Source organism: Denitromonas ohlonensis (assembly GCF_007625205.1).
GTDB lineage: Bacteria > Pseudomonadota > Gammaproteobacteria > Burkholderiales > Rhodocyclaceae > Nitrogeniibacter > Nitrogeniibacter ohlonensis.
The window spans coordinates 170,446-187,859 of the sequence record NZ_VMNI01000015.1 but is presented as its reverse complement, the minus strand read 5'-3'; the positions used below and the strand labels follow the sequence as shown (position 1 = coordinate 187,859).

Here is a 17,414-nt window from a genome sequence, read left to right as displayed (position 1 = left end):
CTTTGATAAATTGAAAGCGATTGAAAATCAATTGGATAGCGCAGTTGGCGCTGCTTATGCTTGGTGTGATGCAAACCCGCATGATCTGCATGACCGGGTGCTTGGCGAGGGGATGGCGATGAGGCGTTTTGTCTTCCGATGTGTGGCGCTCCTGTCGCTGTGCCTTGGCACCGCCTGGGCGGACCCGGTGTACTACACCGCCAATCTGGCCGGCTCAAATGAGGCGCCTGCCAATCTATCGCCTGCGATGGGTGTGATCACCCTGGGCTATGACGCGACCACCAATGATCTGTCGGTGGATCTGAGTTTTGCCGCGCTGACCGGCGCCACCATCGCCGCGCATCTGCACTGTTGCGCCGCGCCCGGCGTCAATGCCGGCGTTGCCGTGGGCCTGACCGGCTTCGTGGGCGGGGTGACCGGTGCGACCTATAGCGGCTTGTTTGATCTCACCGATTCAAGCGTCTTTGCACCGGGCTTCTTCAGTGGTCCGGGGGGCGGCACGGTGTCGGGGTCTGAGGCGGCGCTGGTCGCGGCCTTGGCCGCCGGGCAGGTGTATATCAATGTGCATACCTTGACCTTCCCCGGCGGCGAGATCCGCGGCAACTTGCAGTTGCGCGCGGTACCGGTGCCCGAACCCGATGGCTTGGCGCTGTTGGCCGTGGCGCTGCTGGCGCTTGGGGTGATTCGCTATCAGCGCCGGGGCTTGCGTGCCCTGCGCCTCAGGACGCAAAAACCCGCGCAACGGTGATGCCGCTCGGGGCCTTCAGCCCGCCTAGCGGCGCCCCGCAAGGGGGATCGCACCGCCGGTACCGGGCGTGAATCTACCCGCCAGGGCGATGCCGGCGCGGGCGTTTCTACGCTTAGAAGCCTTCCAGAATGATCTTGCCGCGCGCGGTGTTGGTCTCCAGCTTGGCATGCGCGCGCTTGAGGTTGGCGGCGTTGATGGTGCCAAAGTGCTCGCCCACCGTGCTGCGCAGGCGGCCGCTGTCGACCAGCTTCGCCATCTCGCTCAGCAGGCGGTGCTGGGCAATCATGTCGGCGGTCTGGAACATCGAGCGGGTGTACATGAACTCCCAGTGCAGCGACACGCTCTTGCGCTTGAGCAGCTTGATGTCGAGCGTGACCGGGTCGTCGATCAGACCAAAGCGGCCCTGCGGGGCGATCAGCTCGGCGATTTGCGCGAAGTGCTGCTCGGTCTGATTCAGGCTCACCACATGGCTGATCGGGCCGAGGCCGAGGCGGGCGACTTCTGCCGCCAACGGCTGGCGGTGGTCGATGACGTGATGGGCGCCGAGCTCGCGCACCCAGTCTTGCGTTTCGGGGCGTGAGGCGGTGCCGATGACGGTCGCGTCAGTGAGCTGGCGGGCGAGCTGGGTCATGATCGAGCCGACTCCGCCGGCGGCGCCGATGATCAGCAGCTGCGTGGGGGCGGCCTGCTTGCCCGGCACCAGCTGCAGGCGGTCGAACAGCATCTCCCAGGCGGTGATGGCGGTCAGCGGCAGGGCGGCGGCCTGGGCGAAGTCGAGACTGTCCGGCATGCGGCCGACGATGCGCTCGTCTACCCGGTGCAGTTCGGCATTGGTGCCCGGGCGGGTCAGATCGCCGGCATACCACACCCGGTCGCCGGCCTTGAACAGCGTCACCTCGGGGCCAACGGCGCGCACGATGCCGGCGGCGTCCCAGCCGAGCACTTTCCAGTCGCCCTCGGCGGGCGCCACGTTGGCGCGGATCTTGGTGTCGACCGGGTTCACCGAGATCGCCTTGATCTCGACCAGCAGGTCGTGACCGGTGGCGACCGGGTCGGGCAGGGTGATGTCCTGCAGCGCGTCGGCGTGGTCGATGGGCAGGGACTTTTGATAGGCAATGGCTTTCATTTGAATCGGTTCCGGTGGGTGTTCGAGATCAGGTGCGGCGGGTGAAAATGCGACATTCGGTGCCGCTCAGGCGTCGGCCTTGGCGGTGAGCTGCGGGCTGCCGTGGCGTGGCGGGTAGTCTGAATAGCCACGAGCGTCGCCACCAAAAAGCGTTGTCGGGTCGAAATCGGCGAGGGGGTGGTCGTGGGCAATGCGCGCGGCCAGATCCGGATTGGCGATGAAGGGGCGCCCGAAGGCCACGGCGTCGGCCAGATCTGCCTGCACGATGGCCTGCGCACGTTCGGCGTCATAGCCACCGGCCACAAGAATGGCGCCGTCGAAGTGACGCCGCAGCGTGTGGCGAAAGTCTTCCGGTACTTGCGGGGCGTCATCCCAATCGGCTTCGGACAGATGCAGGTAGCCGATGTCCAGCGCGTCGAGCCGCCGGGCCGCTTCGAGAATGGTGTCGATGATGTCGGGGCAGGCCATGCCGCGCGCGGTGATGTAAGGCGCCAGACGCACGCCGGTGCGGGCCGCGCCGACTTCGTGGGCGACGACCAGCGCAACTTCTTCGAGAAAGCGCACGCGCTTGTCGATGCTGCCGCCGTAGGCGTCGGTGCGGTTGTTTGACGTGCTGCGCAGGAACTGGTCGATCAGATAGCCGTTGGCGGCGTGGATTTCCACCCCGTCGAAGCCGGCGGCCATGGCGTTGCCCGCGGCGCGCCGGTAGTCCTCGACGATGTCGGCTATCTCCGCCGTCTCCAGCGCGCGTGGCGTGGGGCAATCGACCATGCGGCCGATACCGTCGCTGCCCACCACCCACACCTGGGCGTCGGGCGCCAGCGCCGAGGGCGCCACCGGCAGCGCGCCGTCGTGAAAGACCGGGTGCGACATCCGCCCCACATGCCACAGCTGCAGCACCATGCGCCCGCCCGCGGCATGCACCGCTTCGGTGACTTTCCGCCAGCCGTTGATCTGCGCGGCGCTGTAGATGCCCGGCGTGTGGCTGTAGCCCTGGCCCTGGCAAGAGATCTGCGAGGCCTCGCTGATGATCAAACCGGCGCTGGCGCGCTGGGCGTAGTACTCGGCCATCAGCGCGGTCGGGATGTCGCCCGGCTGCGCGGCGCGGCTGCGGGTCATCGGCGCCATCACGATACGGTTGGGCAGGGCCAGACCGCGGCGACGGAGTGGCGAGAACAGGGCGGGCGCGAGCATGGGCGGGGTTTCCTTGTTTTTCGAACGGGGCTGCCGTGCTGACAGCATGTCGCTATCATCAAGACTGCGAGTCAATTGAAAAACCACTGGCTGTTTGATTTATTTGATAGAGATTTTTGAAAATGAAGGGTTTGCAGGATCTGGAGATCTTTGTCCGCACCGCAGAGCTTGGCAGCCTCTCGGCTGCGGCGCGGCGGCTGGATCTCACCCCGGCTGCCGCCAGTGCGGCGCTCAAGCGGCTGGAGGCCACGTTGCAGGCGGCCTTGTTCGTGCGCTCGACGCGGAGTCAGCGGCTGACGGCGGAGGGTGAGGTGTTCTTGCTGCATTGTCGGCAGGCGCTGGATTTGCTGGCGGATGGGCGCGAGGCACTGGCCTCGGGGCGCAGCGTGGTGCGCGGTGTGTTGCAGCTGTCGCTGCCGTCGGATCTGGGGCGCAACGTGTTGTTGCCCTGGCTGGATGCGTTTCAGGCAGCGCATCCGCAGGTCGAACTGCGTCTGCAGGTGTCGGATCGCTTGGCGGATGTCTATCGCCAGCCGGTGGATCTGGCGATTCGCTACGGCAGCTTGCCTGACTCCAGCCTGGTCGCCCTGCCCTTGCTGCCGGACAACCGGCGTGTGCTGTGCGCTTCGCCGGACTACCTGGTGCGTTATGGCACGCCGACGGCGCCCGCCCAACTCGCCGATCACAACTGCTTGTGTTACCTGCTGGGTGATGCGGTGCATGACCGCTGGCGCTTCTTCCGCGACGGGCAGGAGACGTCGGTGGCGGTGCGTGGCGATCGTGTGTCCGACGATGGCGACGTGGTGCGGCGCTGGGCGCTGGGCGGCTGGGGTCTGGCCTACAAATCGCGACTCGATGTCGAGACCGATCTGCACGCCGGTCGGCTGGTGGCGGTGTGCCAGGACTGGCTGGGCGAGTCGGCGCCGCTTAATCTGCTGTGTGCCGACCGTCGTCAGCTCAGTCCGGTGGTGCAGCAGCTGCGCGAGTTTCTGAGCCTGCGGCTGGCGGCCTTGTGAGCGCCCTGAGCGACCGTTTGCCGCGGCGCGGGCCCGTCTATCGGCAGGCGCTGATATGCTGTAAGTGAGCTTGGGCGCGGTCTCGGACCGGCCGTGGCGCGCCTGCTGATATCACGCATTTCGACCACAAGCGGAGGGAGTCATGACGCAGGATACGGACAAGATTGCACGCGATGTCGAAGCCGCCGTCGCCGACGAGGTGGCGGATGTGTCGGCGCGGGTGCGGCAGATCACGCTCAAGGTGTTGTCGGAAGGTCAGCTCGACAGCGCGGCGCTCAAATCGGTGATGGATGCGGTGGTGCGCGGCGCGAAGCAGGGCGTGGAACGCCCCGACCCGCGCAACGCCGACGCGCTGCGTGAAGCCATGACGGGCCTCGACGATGCGCTGGCCTCGGCCGCCGAGGCCACCACGCTGGCGATGCAGGAGGCGGCCAGCCGCAGCAGCGAGTTCTCGAAGCAGAGCCTCAAGCAGTCGCTGGACGACCTCGGCTCGCTCGAAAAGCTGTTCATCGAAACCCTCGGCGACGCGGCCCGGCAGTCGTCCGGCCATGTGCGCGACACGCTGCACAGCCTCGCCGAGCATGCCCGCAGCAGCGGCACGGCGGTTGGCGGCCGGGTGCAGGGGGCGGTGTCGCAGCTGGCACAGGCGATGTCGGACATGACCCAGGAGCAGATGCAGGCCGGGGCACACACCCTGCGTCAGCAAGGCGCGCTGCTGGCCGGGATTGCGGCCGGCTTTCTGAAGGGCGTGGCCGATCGTCTGCAGGCGCCTGATGCGCCGGATCGGGACTGATGTTCTGGCAGGCGGTGGGGGCGGCGCGCGACTTGTCGCGCGCCCAGGATATTGCCGGCGTGCTGATTCGCTACGGCTTTGGCGATCTGGTGCGTCGGCTGGGGATGGCCGATGCCCTGGGCAAGGCCGGCAAGGTCTTGCACTGGCAGGTGCCCGACGAGCTGGCCCGCCTCGAGCCGCCGGCACGTGCCCGCCGCGCGCTCGAAGACCTCGGCCCGACCTTCGTCAAGCTCGGCCAGATTCTCGCCACCCGGGTGGACCTGTTCACACCGGAATGGATCGACGAGCTCAGCAAATTGCAGGACGCCGCGCCTGCCGTGCCCTTCGAGGCGGTGCGCGCCCAGCTCACCGAAGACCTGGGCGAGGCGCCCGAGGCCGCTTTTGCCGCACTCAACACCCAGCCGCTGGCGGCCGCCTCGCTGGCGCAGGTGTATCGCGCCACCTTGCACGATGGCCGCGAGGTGGTGCTCAAGGTGCGTCGCCCGGGCATCCGCCCGACCGTCGAGGCCGACCTGCGCTTGCTGACCCGGCTGGCCGAGATCATCGACGCCGACATGCCCGAGCTGCACCGCTATCACCCGCAGGCGGTCGTGCGCGAGTTTGCCGTGTCGCTGCGTCGCGAGCTCGATTTTGCTGCCGAGGGCCGCAGCGCCGAGCGCATCCGCGCGCACTTCGCCGATCACGAGGACATCGTGATCCCGGCCATCCACTGGCAGTGGAGCGGCGAGCGGCTGAATGTGCAGGATTACATCGCCGGCATTCCGGGGCGCAACCTGGGGGCGGTCGACGCCACCGGGCTGGACCGCAAGCAACTCGCCCGCTGTGGCGCCGATGCGGTGCTGAAGATGACGCTGGAGGATGGTTTCTTCCACGCCGATCCGCACCCGGGCAATGTCTTCTACCTGCCGGGCAACCGCATCGCTTTCATCGATTTCGGCATGGTCGGTCGGCTGTCCGAGGCGCGACGCTACGAGGTGGCGACGCTGATGCACGGCCTGGTCAGCGGCGATTCGGAAACGGTCGCGGCCATTTTGCTCGACTGGCGCGAGGGCGAAGACCTGGGTGCCGACACCGATCCGGCGCGCCTGCACAACGAGATCGACGCCTTCGTCGACCAGTACAAGGGCGTGCCGCTCAAGCGCCTCAGCCTGAGCGGCATGCTGGCCGATCTGGTGGCCATCCTGCGCGACAACCGGCTGACGCTGCCGGCGGATCTGGCCTTGCTGATCAAGGCCTTCATCTCGCTTGAAGGCATGGGTCGGCAGCTCGACCCGGATTTCGACATGGCCGGCGAAGCGGCGCCCTACCTCGAACGCACCATGATCGCCCACCAGTCGCCCGCGGCGCTGGCCCGGCGCGGCTGGCGTGCGGCGCGTGGCGCGGCCGACCTGATCGCCGGCCTGCCGCAAGACCTCAGCGCACTGCTGCGCGCGGCCAAGCGCGGCAAGCTGCGGGTCGAGGTCGAGGTGCTGCCGCTCAAGCACTTTGGCGATCGCATCGACCGCGCGGTGAGCCGGCTGACCGTCGGCATCGTCACCGCCGCGTTGATTATCGGCACCTCGATCGTCATGACCGTGGCCGGCGAAGGCCTGCTGGCCGGGCTGTCCACCTATGCGCTGCTCGGCTTTCTCGGCGCGGTGGTCGGTGGCGTGTGGTTGCTGCTGTCGATCCGGCGCAGCAACAAGGAGTGAGCGCCGGCGGCAGGCAAAAAAGAACCCGGCGCGCAGGCCGGGTTCGCTGACGGGGGCGCTGCGGCTTACACCGCCAGCCCGGTCGCTTCGTCCACCCCGAGCATCAGGTTCATGCACTGGATGGCGGCGCCCGAGGCGCCCTTGCCGAGGTTGTCGAAGCGCGCGGCGAGCAGGATCTGCTCGCCATGGCCGAACACGAAGATCTCGGCGCGGTTGGTGTCGTTGCACTCGGTGGCCGGCAAAAAGCCGTTGTCGAGCAGCGGCGTGGCGTCGGCCGGCATGACCTTGATGAAGGTCTCGCCCGCGTAGTACTCGGCGAAGTAGTGCTGCAGGTCGGCAGCGGCCACCGGCTTGGTGAGCAGGCGCGGCAGCAGCGGCACAGCCACCACCATGCCCTGCGCGAAGTTGCCGACAATCGGTGTGAACAAGGGCTTGTTGGCCAGGCCGGTGAGGGTCTGCATTTCGGGCAGGTGCTTGTGGGCGAGGCCGAGCGCGTAGAAGCGCGGGCTCAGCATGGCGTCGCCCAGCGTGCCGGCGTCTTCATAGCTGGCGATCATTTCCTTGCCGCCGCCGCTGTAGCCGGTGATCGAGTAGGTGGTGGCCGGGTAGTCGGTGGGCACAATGCCGGCGGCGACCAGCGGATGCATGAGCATGATGAAGCCGCTGGCGTGGCAGCCGGGCACGGCCACTTTCTGCGCGGTGCGCACGCGCTCGCGGTGGCCGGGGTTCAGCTCCGGCAGGCCATACACCCAGTCCGGGTTGGTGCGGTGGGCGGTGCTGGCGTCGAGGAAGCGGGTGCGGGTGTTGTCGGGCTTGAGCAGCGACACCGACTCTTTGGAGGCGGCGTCGGGCAGGCACAGGAAGACCACGTCGGCGCTGTTGATGTACTCGGCCTTGACCGTGGCGTCCTTGCGCTGGGCGTCGGGGATGGTCAGGATTTCGACGTCGTCGCGCAGGGCGAGGCGCTCGTCGATCTTCAGTCCGGTGGTGCCGTGACGGCCGTCGATGAATACCTTGTAAGTCATGGCAGGGCTCCGCTGCGAGCGTGAATTCAAAACGCCATTCTAGCCCGGATGGGCGCGCCGCCAAATGGCCGGCGCGTTCAGGGCAATACGAAGAAGCGATAGCGGCGCGGCAGGCCGGGGCGCAGGGTGATGTCGCCACTGCTGGCTTTGACCGCCAGTGCCGGGTCGCGGGTGAACACCTGTACGGTGGCCGAGGGGCGGGCGAGCAGGCTGTCGGCGTCGCAGCGCACCGCCCCGCCGGCGCTCTGGATGTCGGCGCATTTGGCCAGCCACGCCGGGCCGGCAATCGTGGGTTTGGGGGCGCTGCGGATGACGGGTTTGGGCGGCGGCGGGGTGGGGTCTGCGGCCGGGGCGGGGAGCGGCTTGCGCGCAGGTTTGGCGACGGGCTTGACGGGTTTGACTTCGGCAGCGGGGGCCTCGGGCTCGCGTGTTTCCGCAGCGGGCTCCGCGGGCGCCGGGAGCTTGGCCTTGACCGTGTCGACCGCCGTCTGGAGGGTTGCGCAGCCGCCCAGTGCGAGCACGGCGGCAAGCGCCAGCGCCGCTTGGCACGCCGCGGTTGGCAGCGGGAAACAGCGGGCGACGGGCGAGACTGGGGTTTGGCGTGAGGGCATGACAGAGGTTTACGGCGAAGAGTGGGCGAATTTTAGCCTCGCCATCGGCGCGCGGGGGCCTAGGTGGCCCGGGGGCTGTTGAAGCAAGTGTCCTGTGTTGGCGCCGGGCGCTGTCGTATGCTTGCCGGAGATCCTTTCAGGCTGGTGATATGAGCACGTCCGTCCGTCCGTTTTTTCCCTTGTCGGCGATGGTGACCGGTTTTGTGACGGTGCTGATCGGTTTCACCAGTTCGGCGGTGCTGATCTTTCAGGCGGCCGAGCAAGCCGGTGCCACCCCGGCCCAGGTGTCGTCGTGGATCGGCGCGTTGGCGGTCGGCATGGGGCTGACCACGATCATGTTGTCGTGGCGCTACAAGGTGCCGGTGGTGACGGCCTGGTCCACGCCGGGCGCGGCTTTGCTGGTGGGCAGTCTGAGCGGCGTGCCGATGGCCGAGGTGATGGGTGCCTTTGTGTTTTGTGGCGCGCTGATCACGCTGTTTGGTGTGACCGGCTGGTTCGAGCGGGCCATGCACCGCCTGCCGATCGCGCTGGCGGCAGCGATGCTGGCGGGCGTGTTGCTGCGTTTCGGCATGGATGTGTTCGTGTCACTGACGACGAACTTCTGGCTGGTGATGGCGATGTTCGCGGCCTATCTGGTGTTCAAACGGTGGTGGCCGCGCTATGTGATCTTGATGGTGCTGGCGATCGGCACCGCCATTGCCGCCCTCACCGGCGCGCTGCATCTGGACACCGTGCAGCTGGCAGTGAGCACGCCGGTGTGGGTGACGCCGGCCTTCAACTGGCAGACGCTGATCGGCGTCGGGCTGCCGCTGTTCATCGTGACTATGGCCTCGCAGAACATTCCGGGCGTGGCCGTGATGCGCGCGGCCGGCTATCACCCGCCGATCTCGCCGCTGATCACCACCACCGGCGTGGCTACGCTGGTGCTGGCGCCGTTTGGCGGCTTTGCGATCAACCTGGCCGCCATCACCGCGGCGATCTGCATGGGGCCTGAGGCCGACGAAGACCCGGCAAAGCGCTACGTGGCGGCGATCTTCTCGGGCGGCTTTGCGGTGCTGCTGGGGGTGTTCGGCGCGACCATCGGTGCGTTGTTTGCGGCCTTCCCGAAGGCGCTGGTGCTGGCGGTGGCCGGGCTGGCCTTGCTGGGCACCATCGGCAATGCCTTGTCGCTGGCGGTGAAGGCGGACGACACCCGCGAGGCGGCCTTGGTGACGTTCCTGGCTACCGCCTCGGGCATCAGCTTGTTCGGTATCGGCTCGGCCTTTTGGGGGCTGGTGCTGGGCGGGCTCACGCTGGTGGCGCTCAAGAAACCCGCCGCGTCAGCCTAATCCAGCTCGCCCGTCGCCATGAAGTGTTCCAGCCTGGCGTTGTAGGGCGCCAGATCCAGCCCCTGGCGGGCGATCCATTCGGGGTTGTAATAGGTGTCGAGGTAGCGCTCGCCGGCGTCGCACAGCATGGTCACCACGCTGCCGGTCTCGCCCTTGGCTTTCATGCGGGCACACAGCTGAAAAGCGGCGTAGAGGTTGGTGCCGGTCGAGCCGCCGGCCTTGCGCTGGAGCAGGGTGTCGAGCAGATGGATGGTGGCCAGACTGGCCGCATCGGGCACCTTGATCATCAGATCGACCACCGAGGGGTTGAAGGACGGCTCGACGCGCGGCCGGCCGATGCCTTCGATGCGTGAGCCGACATCGAGCGTGGGCGAGCTGCTGGGGTCGAGAAAATGGTCGTAGAACACCGAGTTTTCGGGGTCGGCCACGCATAGTTCGGTGTGAAAGCGCTTGTAGCGCAGGAAGCGGCCGATGGTGGCCGAGGTGCCGCCGGTGCCGGCGCTGACCACGATCCAGCGCGGAATCGGGTCGGGCTCGGCGGCCATCTGGGCAAAGATCGATTCGGCGATGTTGTTGTTGCCGCGCCAGTCGGTGACGCGCTCGGCGTAGGTGAACTGGTCCATGTAGTGTCCGCCATTGGCCGCCGCCAGCTGCGCCGCTTCGGCGTAGATGTCGCGGGTGGTGACCAGGTGGCACTGGCCACCGTAGAAGCTGATCTGGTCGATCTTCTTCTGCGAGGTGGTGGCCGGCATCACGGCGATGAAGGGCAGGCCGAGCAGGCGGGCAAAATAGGCTTCGGACACCGCGGTGCTGCCCGAGGAGGCCTCGACGATGGTCGTGCCCTCGCGAATCCAGCCATTGCACAGCCCGTACAAAAACAGCGAGCGCGCCAGCCGATGCTTGAGGCTGCCGGTCGGGTGCGTCGACTCATCCTTGAGATAGAGCTGGATCGGCGCAATGGACGGCACCGTCAGCGGGATCAGGTGGGTGTCGGCCGAGCGTTGGTAGTCGGCGTCGATCTTGCGCAGGGCGTCGTGAATCCAGGGGGTCATGGGTTGTCCTTGAGCGGGCGCGAGGGGTGTGCGTTGTCGGGGGGCGACGGTACAGGGGTCAAGTGGCTTCCGGCGAGGGGCATCGCGCCGCCACGGCGCGAATCCAGGCGGCGAATACCTCGGCCGCCGGGTGCAGAACGCCGGGCGCGGGCACCAGCCAGAAGCCGCGCCCGGTCATGGGGTGGCGGTCGCTGCCGAGCGGCATCAGCCGGCCTTCGCGGAACAGCGGGCCCATCATTTCCTTGCGGCCAATCGCCAGGCCCTGGCCCGAGGCGGCGGCATGGATGAGCTGGTCGTAGTGGTTGAAGCGAATGCGACCGCGCGGGCGCACGTCGTCGAGCCCGTGGGCGGTCAGCCAGGGCGACCAGCTGAGCCACGGGAAGCGCGCATCGTCGAAATCGAGCAGCACATGCTGTGGCAGGGTGGTCCGGTCGAGCACGAGGCCCTTGCCGATGGCGGGGTGGGCGACCGGCACCAGGGTATCGCTGAACAGCCGCCAGGCGTTGTCCGGGGCGTCTCGGTCGGCGCAATAGCGCAGCGCCAGGTCGATGTCCTCATGCAGCAGATCGACCACGCGGTTGGAGGTGGAGATGCGCACTTCGATGTCGGGGTGCGCGTCCTGAAAGTCGGGCAGTTGCGGCACCAGCCACAGCGCCGACACGCCGACCCCGGCCGAGATGGTGACGGTCGGGCGCTCGGGGGTGCGCAGCCGGGCGGCGAGGCGGCCGTACTCGACGAGCCACTGTTCGGCGGCACCGGCCAGTCGGGCGCCGGCCTCGGTGAGGGCGAGGCTGCGCACGCCGCGGACGAACAGCGGCGTGCCGAGGGCAGCTTCGAGCGTCTGCACCTGCCGGCTGATGGCCGACTGGCTCAAGCAGAGTTCTTCTGCCGCGTGCGTGAAGGACAGATGGCGCGCGGCGGCGACAAAGCCGCGCAGCGGATCAAGCGGGGGCAGCCGGAGCAGTGAGCTATCCATGCGTTTTATGCATCCATGCAATGCAAATTGACCGTTTGTCCACAGGCTAGCTGCTGACGATACTTCGATCAACCCGACGCCGGATTCGCGGCTGTCGGGGGCTACCGGAGGATGCCATCATGGCTGAAGTCATTGCATGCGAAACCGTCACCCTGACCCCCCGCACCACGCTGGTGCTGGCCCAGATGGCTTATGCCGAAGTCAGCTGCCAGGCCGGCGGCGTGTGGATCACCCAATACGGCGATCATCGCGATGTCTTGCTCAAGCCGGGACAGTCCGTGGTGCTGGACTTGCCGACCGCCACGGTGATGACCGCCAGCGACGGCGCCGAGGTGCTGATCACCCGCCGCCCGGTACCTGCCCAGCGCCCCTCGTTTGCTCGGTGGCTGGTCGGCTTGTTTGACCCGCGCTGGAGCAGTCGCGCCAGTTGCGCCGTGCGACAGTACATGCGGTCGCTGCCGCAGCATTGATTCCGCACCGACCGGCCGCGCCCCCGCGAAGCGCAAGGGGGGCGGCCGGCAACGTACGCCGCCCGGCGGCGGCTGCCGCGGTGAGGATGTGCTGGCGGTCGGCTCGGACTATGCTGCGGATAAGCGTGGTCTGACAAAGCCTTGTCCGAGACGGTGGCCGCGCCATGTGAATTCTTCAAGGAGACGCCGGTCCCATGAGCGCCCCGCAGCCTGTCGAGATCTGGTTCGAGTTCGCCAGTTCGTATTCCTACCTCGCCGTGATGCGCGTTGAATCCGCCGCGCGTGCCGCGGGCGTGACGCTGCACTGGCGCCCTTTTCTGCTCGGCCCGGTGTTCCTGAGTCTGGGCTGGAACGATTCGCCCTTCAATATCTACCCGCCCAAGGGGCGCTACATGTGGCGCGACATGGCGCGGCTGGCGGCCAAGTACGACATCCCCTTCCGCCTGCCCAGCCAGTTTCCGCGCAACGGCCTGCTCGCGGCCCGCGTGGCCATGCTCGGGCAGGATCAGCCATGGATAGCCGATTTTGCCCGCGCCGCGATGCGTGCCAATTTCGGCGAGGACCGCGATATCGGTCAGCCAGAGGTGATCGTCGACATCCTCTCTGCGCTTGATCTGCCCGCCGCCCAGCTGATCGACGCGGCGCAGGCGCCGGCCAACAAGCTGGCCTTGCGCCGGCAGACCGAGCAGGCCGCCGAGCGCGGCATCTTCGGTGCGCCCACCTTGCTTGTCGGCGATGAGATGTTCTGGGGGAATGATCGGCTGGAAGACGCGCTGGCCTGGGCGGTGGCCTCGGGCAGTGGCGCGCTCAGTTGAGCTTTCCGCGGAACATGAAATACACCGCACCAAGCAGGCACAGGCCCGCCCACAGGTAGTCCTGCTTGAGCGGCTCCTTGAGGTAGAACACGGAGAAGGGCACGAACACCGACAGGGTGATCACTTCCTGCAAAATCTTGAGCTGCCCGACGCTCATCACGGTGTAACCGATCCGGTTGGCGGGCACTTGCAGCAGGTATTCAAACAGCGCAATGCCCCAGCTCACCAGCGCGGCGATCAGCCAGGGCTTGCCGTTGAGTTCCTTGAGGTGGGCGTACCAGGCGAAGGTCATGAACACGTTGCTACAGAAGAGCAGACCGATGCTGGTGAGGATGGAGTTCATGGCGGGAGACGTTGCGGGCCGGACACGGGCTGCGAATTATGCGCCGGCCCGATGCGCTCGCACAGGGGCGCCAGCGGGCAGGGTGAATGGCCGTAGAATGGGCTCACACACGCTAGCGCAGGCGGGTGACCGTCGGGTGACCAGGCTGCAATTGAGGACGTAATGTCGGAAGTGCTGATCGGCGAATGGCAAGCCCTCCACGACGAGACACCGCTACCGGTGCGCGAGCGGCTCGCCGCGTTCATCGAAAGTCGCGCAGGTGAGCTGGCCGAGTATTTCTACAGCCAGATGCTGACCGATCCGGCGACCGGATTTTATCTGTCGCACAAGCAGGTTGAAGACCGCCTCAAGCCGTCGATGGCCTTGTGGCTCAGGCGCATCTTCGACGCCTCGCCCGATACCGATATCGAAGCATTGTTCGCACTGCAGCGGCATGTGGGCGAAGTCCACGCGCGCATCGGCGTGCCCGTCGAGTTTGTTGCTCGTGGCGCGCGCCGGCTCGTCAACCGGATCATTGTCGAATACGGAGATGTGCTCACCGAACGCGCCGAATGGGCGGAGGCCGCACGTTTTGTGAGTGATTCGATCGGCATTCCGCTGGAGGTCATGGCGTCGGCGTATACCGGATCCTATAGAAGTCGGTGCCCGCTCCGATGAGGCCTATCGCTTGTTTTCGACCGGGCAAAACCTGCTGGTTGAGCGAGAGCGTCAACGTGCGGCCCTGCTGACCTGGGAGACGCAATTTCTGTATTGGGTGGCGGCGGGTTGTCGGTCTGCCGATACGCCCCTGCTGGCCGAATCGGAGTTTGGCCTGTGGATGCATCACAAAGGCGCGGCGGTGTTTCAGGGGGCCGAGGAGCGCGTTCAGATCGAGCGCGAGGTCAAGGAGATCGACGCGGTGCTGCTGCCCATGCTGCGCTTGGGCCGCAAGCGCAGTACGGATTCGCAGGAGACGGTCCACGCAGTAAAGTCGCACGCGTCGCAGCTCCGGTTCTTGCTCAGCAGTCTGTTCGAACGCCTGGCGAGTCTCGATGCGGGGCGCGATGTGCTCACGCAGCTGTTGAATCGCCGCTTTCTCGACGTCATCCTGAGTCGGGAAAACCGCCTGGCCAGATCGTCCGGCGGTCATTCTTTTGCGGTCATGATGCTTGATATCGACCATTTCAAGCGGATCAATGATCAATACGGTCACCAGGCTGGCGATCTGGTGCTGCAACATACGGCGATGTTGCTGCTCAATAGCGTGCGCGGCGGCGACTATGTGTTCCGCTACGGGGGTGAGGAATTCACCGTGGTGCTGGTCGAGGTCGATCTTGCGCGTGCACAGGTCATTGCCGAGAAGGTGCGTGAGCGCATCGCGGGCGAGGCCGCGCGCTTGCCCGACGGGCACGAAATCCGTCTGGCGGTGAGCATCGGCTTGGCCGGTTTCGAAGGCCACCCTGACCCCATGCGGACGCTGGAGCGCGCCGACAAGGCACTCTACCGCGCCAAGGAAGGCGGGCGGAACCGGGTGGAGCTCGGTTGAGTTGGCGCCGCGCGAAATGCGTGCGTAAGCTTTTGCGCCCCCCAGGCGTCTGTTGAGTCTTCGCGCGGCGCGCGCGCCGGCCGCTTTTCGCCTTCGTAGTAAGATGCGCCGATAACCCGACTGACCTCGCCTGACACGATCAGGCGTCTGGAGCATGTTTGTATGGTCCCCCATCTGACCACGGCCCTGACCGGCCCTTTGCTGGAACTGGAGCGCCAGTTCCTCGACAACCAGACCGAAATCGAACAATGGTTCCGCAGCCAGTGGCTGGAGACGACGCCGCTGTTCTATGGTTCGACCGACCTGCGCAACTCGGGCTTCAAGCTCGCGCCGGTGGATCTGAACCTGTTCCCCGGCGGTTTCAACAACCTGAACGACGTGTTTCTGCCGCTGTGCGTGCAGGCCGCGCAGTCGGCCATCGAGCGCATCTGCCCTGACGCGCGCAATGTGTTGTTGATTCCGGAGAACCACACCCGCAACCAGTTCTATCTGCAGAACGTGGCCAAGCTGGTGTCGATTCTCAAGCTCACCGGCCTGAACGTGCGCATCGGTTCGCTGTTGGCAGAGGTCACCGAGCCGACCACGCTCGAGCTGGCCAATGGCGCCACGCTCACGCTGGAGCCGCTGGAGCGCCGTGGCACCCGGCTGGGGGTGAAAAACTTCGACCCCTGCGCGGTGCTGCTCAATAATGACTTGTCGGCCGGGATCCCGGCGCCCTTGCAGGGCCTGGACGGTCAGTGGCTGATTCCGCCGCTGCACGCCGGCTGGCACAGCCGCCGCAAATCCAACCACGCGCACGCCTATGATCGGGTGGCCAAGGACTTTGCCGCGCATATCGGCATCGACCCGTGGCGCATCAATCCCGAGTTCGGCGTGTGCGGTCAGATCGATTTCAAGGAGCGCACCGGCGAGGAGTGTCTGGCCAGTCAGGTTGACACCTTGCTCACCCGCATCCGCAGCAAGTACCAGGAATACGGCGTCAACGACGAGCCCTTCGTGGTGGTCAAGGCCGACGCCGGCACCTACGGCATGGGCATCATGATGGTCAAGGATGCGGCCGAGGTAAAAGGCCTCAATCGCAAGCAGCGCAACAAGATGAGCGTCATCAAGGAAGGCCTGCAGGTGCACGAGGTGATCATCCAGGAAGGCGTGCACACCTTCGAGACGGTGGATGACGCCGTCGCCGAACCGGTGGTGTACATGATGGATCACTACGTGGTGGGCGGCTTCTACCGGGTGCACACCGAACGCGGCCGCGACGAGAACCTGAATGCGCCGGGCGCCCACTTCAAGCCGCTGGCCTTCGAGACCTGCTGCACCCTTCCGGACGTTCAGCAAGGGCCGGACGCACCGCCCAACCGCTTCTACGCCTATGGCGTGGTGGCGCGCCTGGCGCTGCTGGCCGCCGCGGTGGAAATCGAAGAAACCGCCCCCGTGGTGCTGGAAGAAGCCGCCGCATGAGGCGTGTACCCGCGCCGGTCGCAGGCGTGATCGCGGCGATCGGCGGTGCGGTGACCGGCCTGGTGCTGCTGATCGGTGTGCTGTCGATCACCTCGGCCACCACCGAGCAGCACATGCTGTCGGTGGCCAGCGCCATTGTGGTGCTGCCGGTCGGGCTGATCGTGCTCGCCGCCAGCGTGTATGTGGCGCGGCGGGTGTATCACACCGTCCGCCCGCCGCTGTATGAAGAACCCCCTGAAGACGGAACCGAATGATGCGCCTGGCCTTCATCCTCGACCCCATCGAACACCTCAAAGCCTACAAGGATTCGAGCGTCGCCATGATGCGCGCCGCCGCCGCGCGCGGGCATCAGGTGTTCAGCATCCAGCGCCCCGATCTGCACTGGCTGGACGGTCAGGTGCGGGCCCGCGCGTTGGCGCTCACCCCGACCGCCGACAACGCGGCCTGGTATGTGGCGGGCGAGGCCTCGACCGTGGCGCTGACCGCGTTCGACGCCGTGCTGATGCGTCAGGACCCGCCCTTCGACTTCGAATACCTCACCGCCACCTGGCTGCTCGAACGCGCGGTGCAGGCCGGTGCGCGGGTGTACAACGATCCGCGCGCGGTGCGTGACCACTCCGAAAAGATCGCCATCACCGAGTTCGCCGCGTTCACTGCGCCCACGCTGGTGGCGCGCGATGCGGGCGATCTCAATGCCTTCATCGACGCCATGGGCGACACCATCCTCAAGCCGCTCGACGGCATGGGCGGCACCGGCATCTTCCGGGTGCGCGCCGACGACCCCAACCGCAACGCCATCGTCGAGACGCTGACCCATCTCGGCCGTCAGACCATCATGGCGCAGCGCTATTTGCCGCAGATCAGCGAGGGCGACAAGCGGGTGCTGATCATCGGCGGCGAGGTGGTGCCCTTCAGCCTGGCGCGCATCCCCAAAGCCGGCGAGACGCGCGGCAACCTGGCTGCCGGCGGGCGTGGCGTGGCGATGCCCTTGACCGAGCGTGAACGCGAGATCGCCGAGGCATTGGCGCCGACGCTGTGGGCGCGCGGGCTGCTGATTGTCGGGCTCGATGTGATCGGCGGGCATCTCACCGAGGTGAATGTCACCAGCCCCACCTGCATGGTCGAAATCCATGAGCAGCAGGGCTTCGATGTGGCCACCCGGGTCATCGAAACGATCGAAGCCGAGGCCCGCTCGGCGGGCTGAGCCTCGCGTGTGTCGCCAGTGTGACCGCTTGGGCAG

19 protein-coding genes are annotated in these 17,414 nt (G+C 66.7%); 12 read left to right on the top strand and 7 right to left on the bottom strand.

Annotated features, from left to right (window positions below; translation table 11 throughout):
• Window positions 1–118: 118 nt before the first annotated feature.
• Entirely contained in the window at window positions 119–748 is a 630-nt protein-coding gene (locus FHP89_RS15745; RefSeq protein ID WP_186300211.1) for a CHRD domain-containing protein, read from the top strand.
• Between the two features lie 112 nt (window positions 749–860).
• Here FHP89_RS15745 and FHP89_RS15740 read toward each other — a convergent pair whose 3' ends face one another.
• Window positions 861–1,874: a zinc-binding alcohol dehydrogenase family protein gene (locus tag FHP89_RS15740; protein WP_144174632.1), complete on the bottom strand. Its 1,014-nt coding sequence runs from the start codon at window positions 1,872–1,874 to the stop codon at window positions 861–863.
• A 66-nt stretch (window positions 1,875–1,940) separates the two neighbouring features.
• Complete coding sequence (locus FHP89_RS15735; RefSeq protein ID WP_144174630.1) at window positions 1,941–3,068, bottom strand: alkene reductase; 1,128 nt, start codon at window positions 3,066–3,068, stop codon at window positions 1,941–1,943.
• A gap of 122 nt (window positions 3,069–3,190) precedes the next feature.
• Between FHP89_RS15735 and FHP89_RS15730 the strand changes: the two genes are divergently transcribed.
• The 3 genes from FHP89_RS15730 to FHP89_RS15720 all read left to right on the top strand — a co-directional run bounded on the left by FHP89_RS15730 (window position 3,191) and on the right by FHP89_RS15720 (window position 6,568).
• A complete protein-coding gene (locus tag FHP89_RS15730) occupies window positions 3,191–4,084 on the top strand; it encodes a LysR family transcriptional regulator (RefSeq protein WP_144174628.1) in 894 nt (297 codons plus the stop codon).
• 142 nt (window positions 4,085–4,226) lie between these two features.
• Window positions 4,227–4,877, top strand: a complete 651-nt coding sequence (locus FHP89_RS15725) for a DUF6781 family protein (RefSeq protein ID WP_144174626.1) — start codon at window positions 4,227–4,229, stop codon at window positions 4,875–4,877.
• Complete coding sequence (locus FHP89_RS15720; protein WP_144174624.1) at window positions 4,877–6,568, top strand: ABC1 kinase family protein; 1,692 nt, start codon at window positions 4,877–4,879, stop codon at window positions 6,566–6,568. The genes FHP89_RS15725 and FHP89_RS15720 overlap by 1 nt, the downstream gene beginning before the upstream one ends.
• A 65-nt stretch (window positions 6,569–6,633) precedes the next feature.
• Here FHP89_RS15720 and argC read toward each other — a convergent pair whose 3' ends face one another.
• Together argC and FHP89_RS15710 are read right to left on the bottom strand one after the other, a co-directional pair.
• Window positions 6,634–7,593 (bottom strand): N-acetyl-gamma-glutamyl-phosphate reductase, encoded by a 960-nt coding sequence (gene argC, locus FHP89_RS15715; RefSeq protein WP_144174622.1) that lies wholly within the window; start codon window positions 7,591–7,593, stop codon window positions 6,634–6,636.
• Between the two features lie 77 nt (window positions 7,594–7,670).
• Window positions 7,671–8,204 carry a hypothetical protein gene (locus FHP89_RS15710; RefSeq protein ID WP_144174620.1) on the bottom strand — a complete coding sequence of 178 codons (534 nt, stop codon included), beginning with the start codon at window positions 8,202–8,204 and terminating at the stop codon, window positions 7,671–7,673.
• A 149-nt stretch (window positions 8,205–8,353) separates the two neighbouring features.
• Here FHP89_RS15710 and FHP89_RS15705 point away from each other — a divergent pair, with 149 nt between their 5' ends.
• Window positions 8,354–9,532: a benzoate/H(+) symporter BenE family transporter gene (locus FHP89_RS15705; RefSeq protein WP_144174618.1), complete on the top strand. Its 1,179-nt coding sequence runs from the start codon at window positions 8,354–8,356 to the stop codon at window positions 9,530–9,532.
• Here the strand turns inward: FHP89_RS15705 and FHP89_RS15700 are convergent.
• A complete protein-coding gene (locus tag FHP89_RS15700; protein ID WP_144174616.1) occupies window positions 9,529–10,584 on the bottom strand; it encodes a PLP-dependent cysteine synthase family protein in 1,056 nt (351 codons plus the stop codon). The genes FHP89_RS15705 and FHP89_RS15700 overlap by 4 nt on opposite strands.
• 58 nt (window positions 10,585–10,642) lie before the next feature.
• Complete coding sequence (locus FHP89_RS15695; protein ID WP_144174614.1) at window positions 10,643–11,560, bottom strand: LysR substrate-binding domain-containing protein; 918 nt, start codon at window positions 11,558–11,560, stop codon at window positions 10,643–10,645.
• Window positions 11,561–11,679: 119 nt separating this feature from the next.
• Here FHP89_RS15695 and FHP89_RS15690 point away from each other — a divergent pair, with 119 nt between their 5' ends.
• Window positions 11,680–12,030, top strand: coding sequence for a DUF2917 domain-containing protein (locus FHP89_RS15690; RefSeq protein WP_144174611.1), 351 nt, complete (start codon window positions 11,680–11,682; stop codon window positions 12,028–12,030).
• A gap of 194 nt (window positions 12,031–12,224) precedes the next feature.
• Complete coding sequence (locus tag FHP89_RS15685) at window positions 12,225–12,845, top strand: 2-hydroxychromene-2-carboxylate isomerase (RefSeq protein ID WP_144174609.1); 621 nt, start codon at window positions 12,225–12,227, stop codon at window positions 12,843–12,845.
• On the opposite strand, the gene FHP89_RS15680 is transcribed toward FHP89_RS15685, so the two are convergent.
• Window positions 12,838–13,188, bottom strand: coding sequence for a DMT family protein (locus tag FHP89_RS15680; protein WP_144174607.1), 351 nt, complete (start codon window positions 13,186–13,188; stop codon window positions 12,838–12,840). The two genes, FHP89_RS15685 and FHP89_RS15680, sit on opposite strands and share 8 nt — an antisense overlap.
• Window positions 13,189–13,350: 162 nt before the next feature.
• Between FHP89_RS15680 and FHP89_RS15675 the strand changes: the two genes are divergently transcribed.
• The 5 genes from FHP89_RS15675 (at window position 13,351) to gshB (ending at window position 17,378) form a co-directional block, all read left to right on the top strand.
• Window positions 13,351–13,845, top strand: coding sequence for a protoglobin domain-containing protein (locus tag FHP89_RS15675; RefSeq protein WP_144174605.1), 495 nt, complete (start codon window positions 13,351–13,353; stop codon window positions 13,843–13,845).
• Window positions 13,846–13,855: 10 nt separating this feature from the next.
• Window positions 13,856–14,713 carry a GGDEF domain-containing protein gene (locus FHP89_RS15670; RefSeq protein WP_144174603.1) on the top strand — a complete coding sequence of 286 codons (858 nt, stop codon included), beginning with the start codon at window positions 13,856–13,858 and terminating at the stop codon, window positions 14,711–14,713.
• Window positions 14,714–14,875: 162 nt separating this feature from the next.
• Window positions 14,876–16,174 carry a glutamate--cysteine ligase gene (gene gshA / locus FHP89_RS15665; protein ID WP_144174598.1) on the top strand — a complete coding sequence of 433 codons (1,299 nt, stop codon included), beginning with the start codon at window positions 14,876–14,878 and terminating at the stop codon, window positions 16,172–16,174.
• Window positions 16,171–16,428, top strand: coding sequence for a hypothetical protein (locus FHP89_RS15660; protein WP_144174590.1), 258 nt, complete (start codon window positions 16,171–16,173; stop codon window positions 16,426–16,428). Before gshA ends, FHP89_RS15660 begins: the two co-directional genes overlap by 4 nt.
• Window positions 16,428–17,378, top strand: a complete 951-nt coding sequence (gene gshB / locus FHP89_RS15655) for a glutathione synthase (RefSeq protein WP_144174767.1) — start codon at window positions 16,428–16,430, stop codon at window positions 17,376–17,378. Before FHP89_RS15660 ends, gshB begins: the two co-directional genes overlap by 1 nt.
• The last annotated feature ends 36 nt before the right edge of the window (window positions 17,379–17,414 follow it).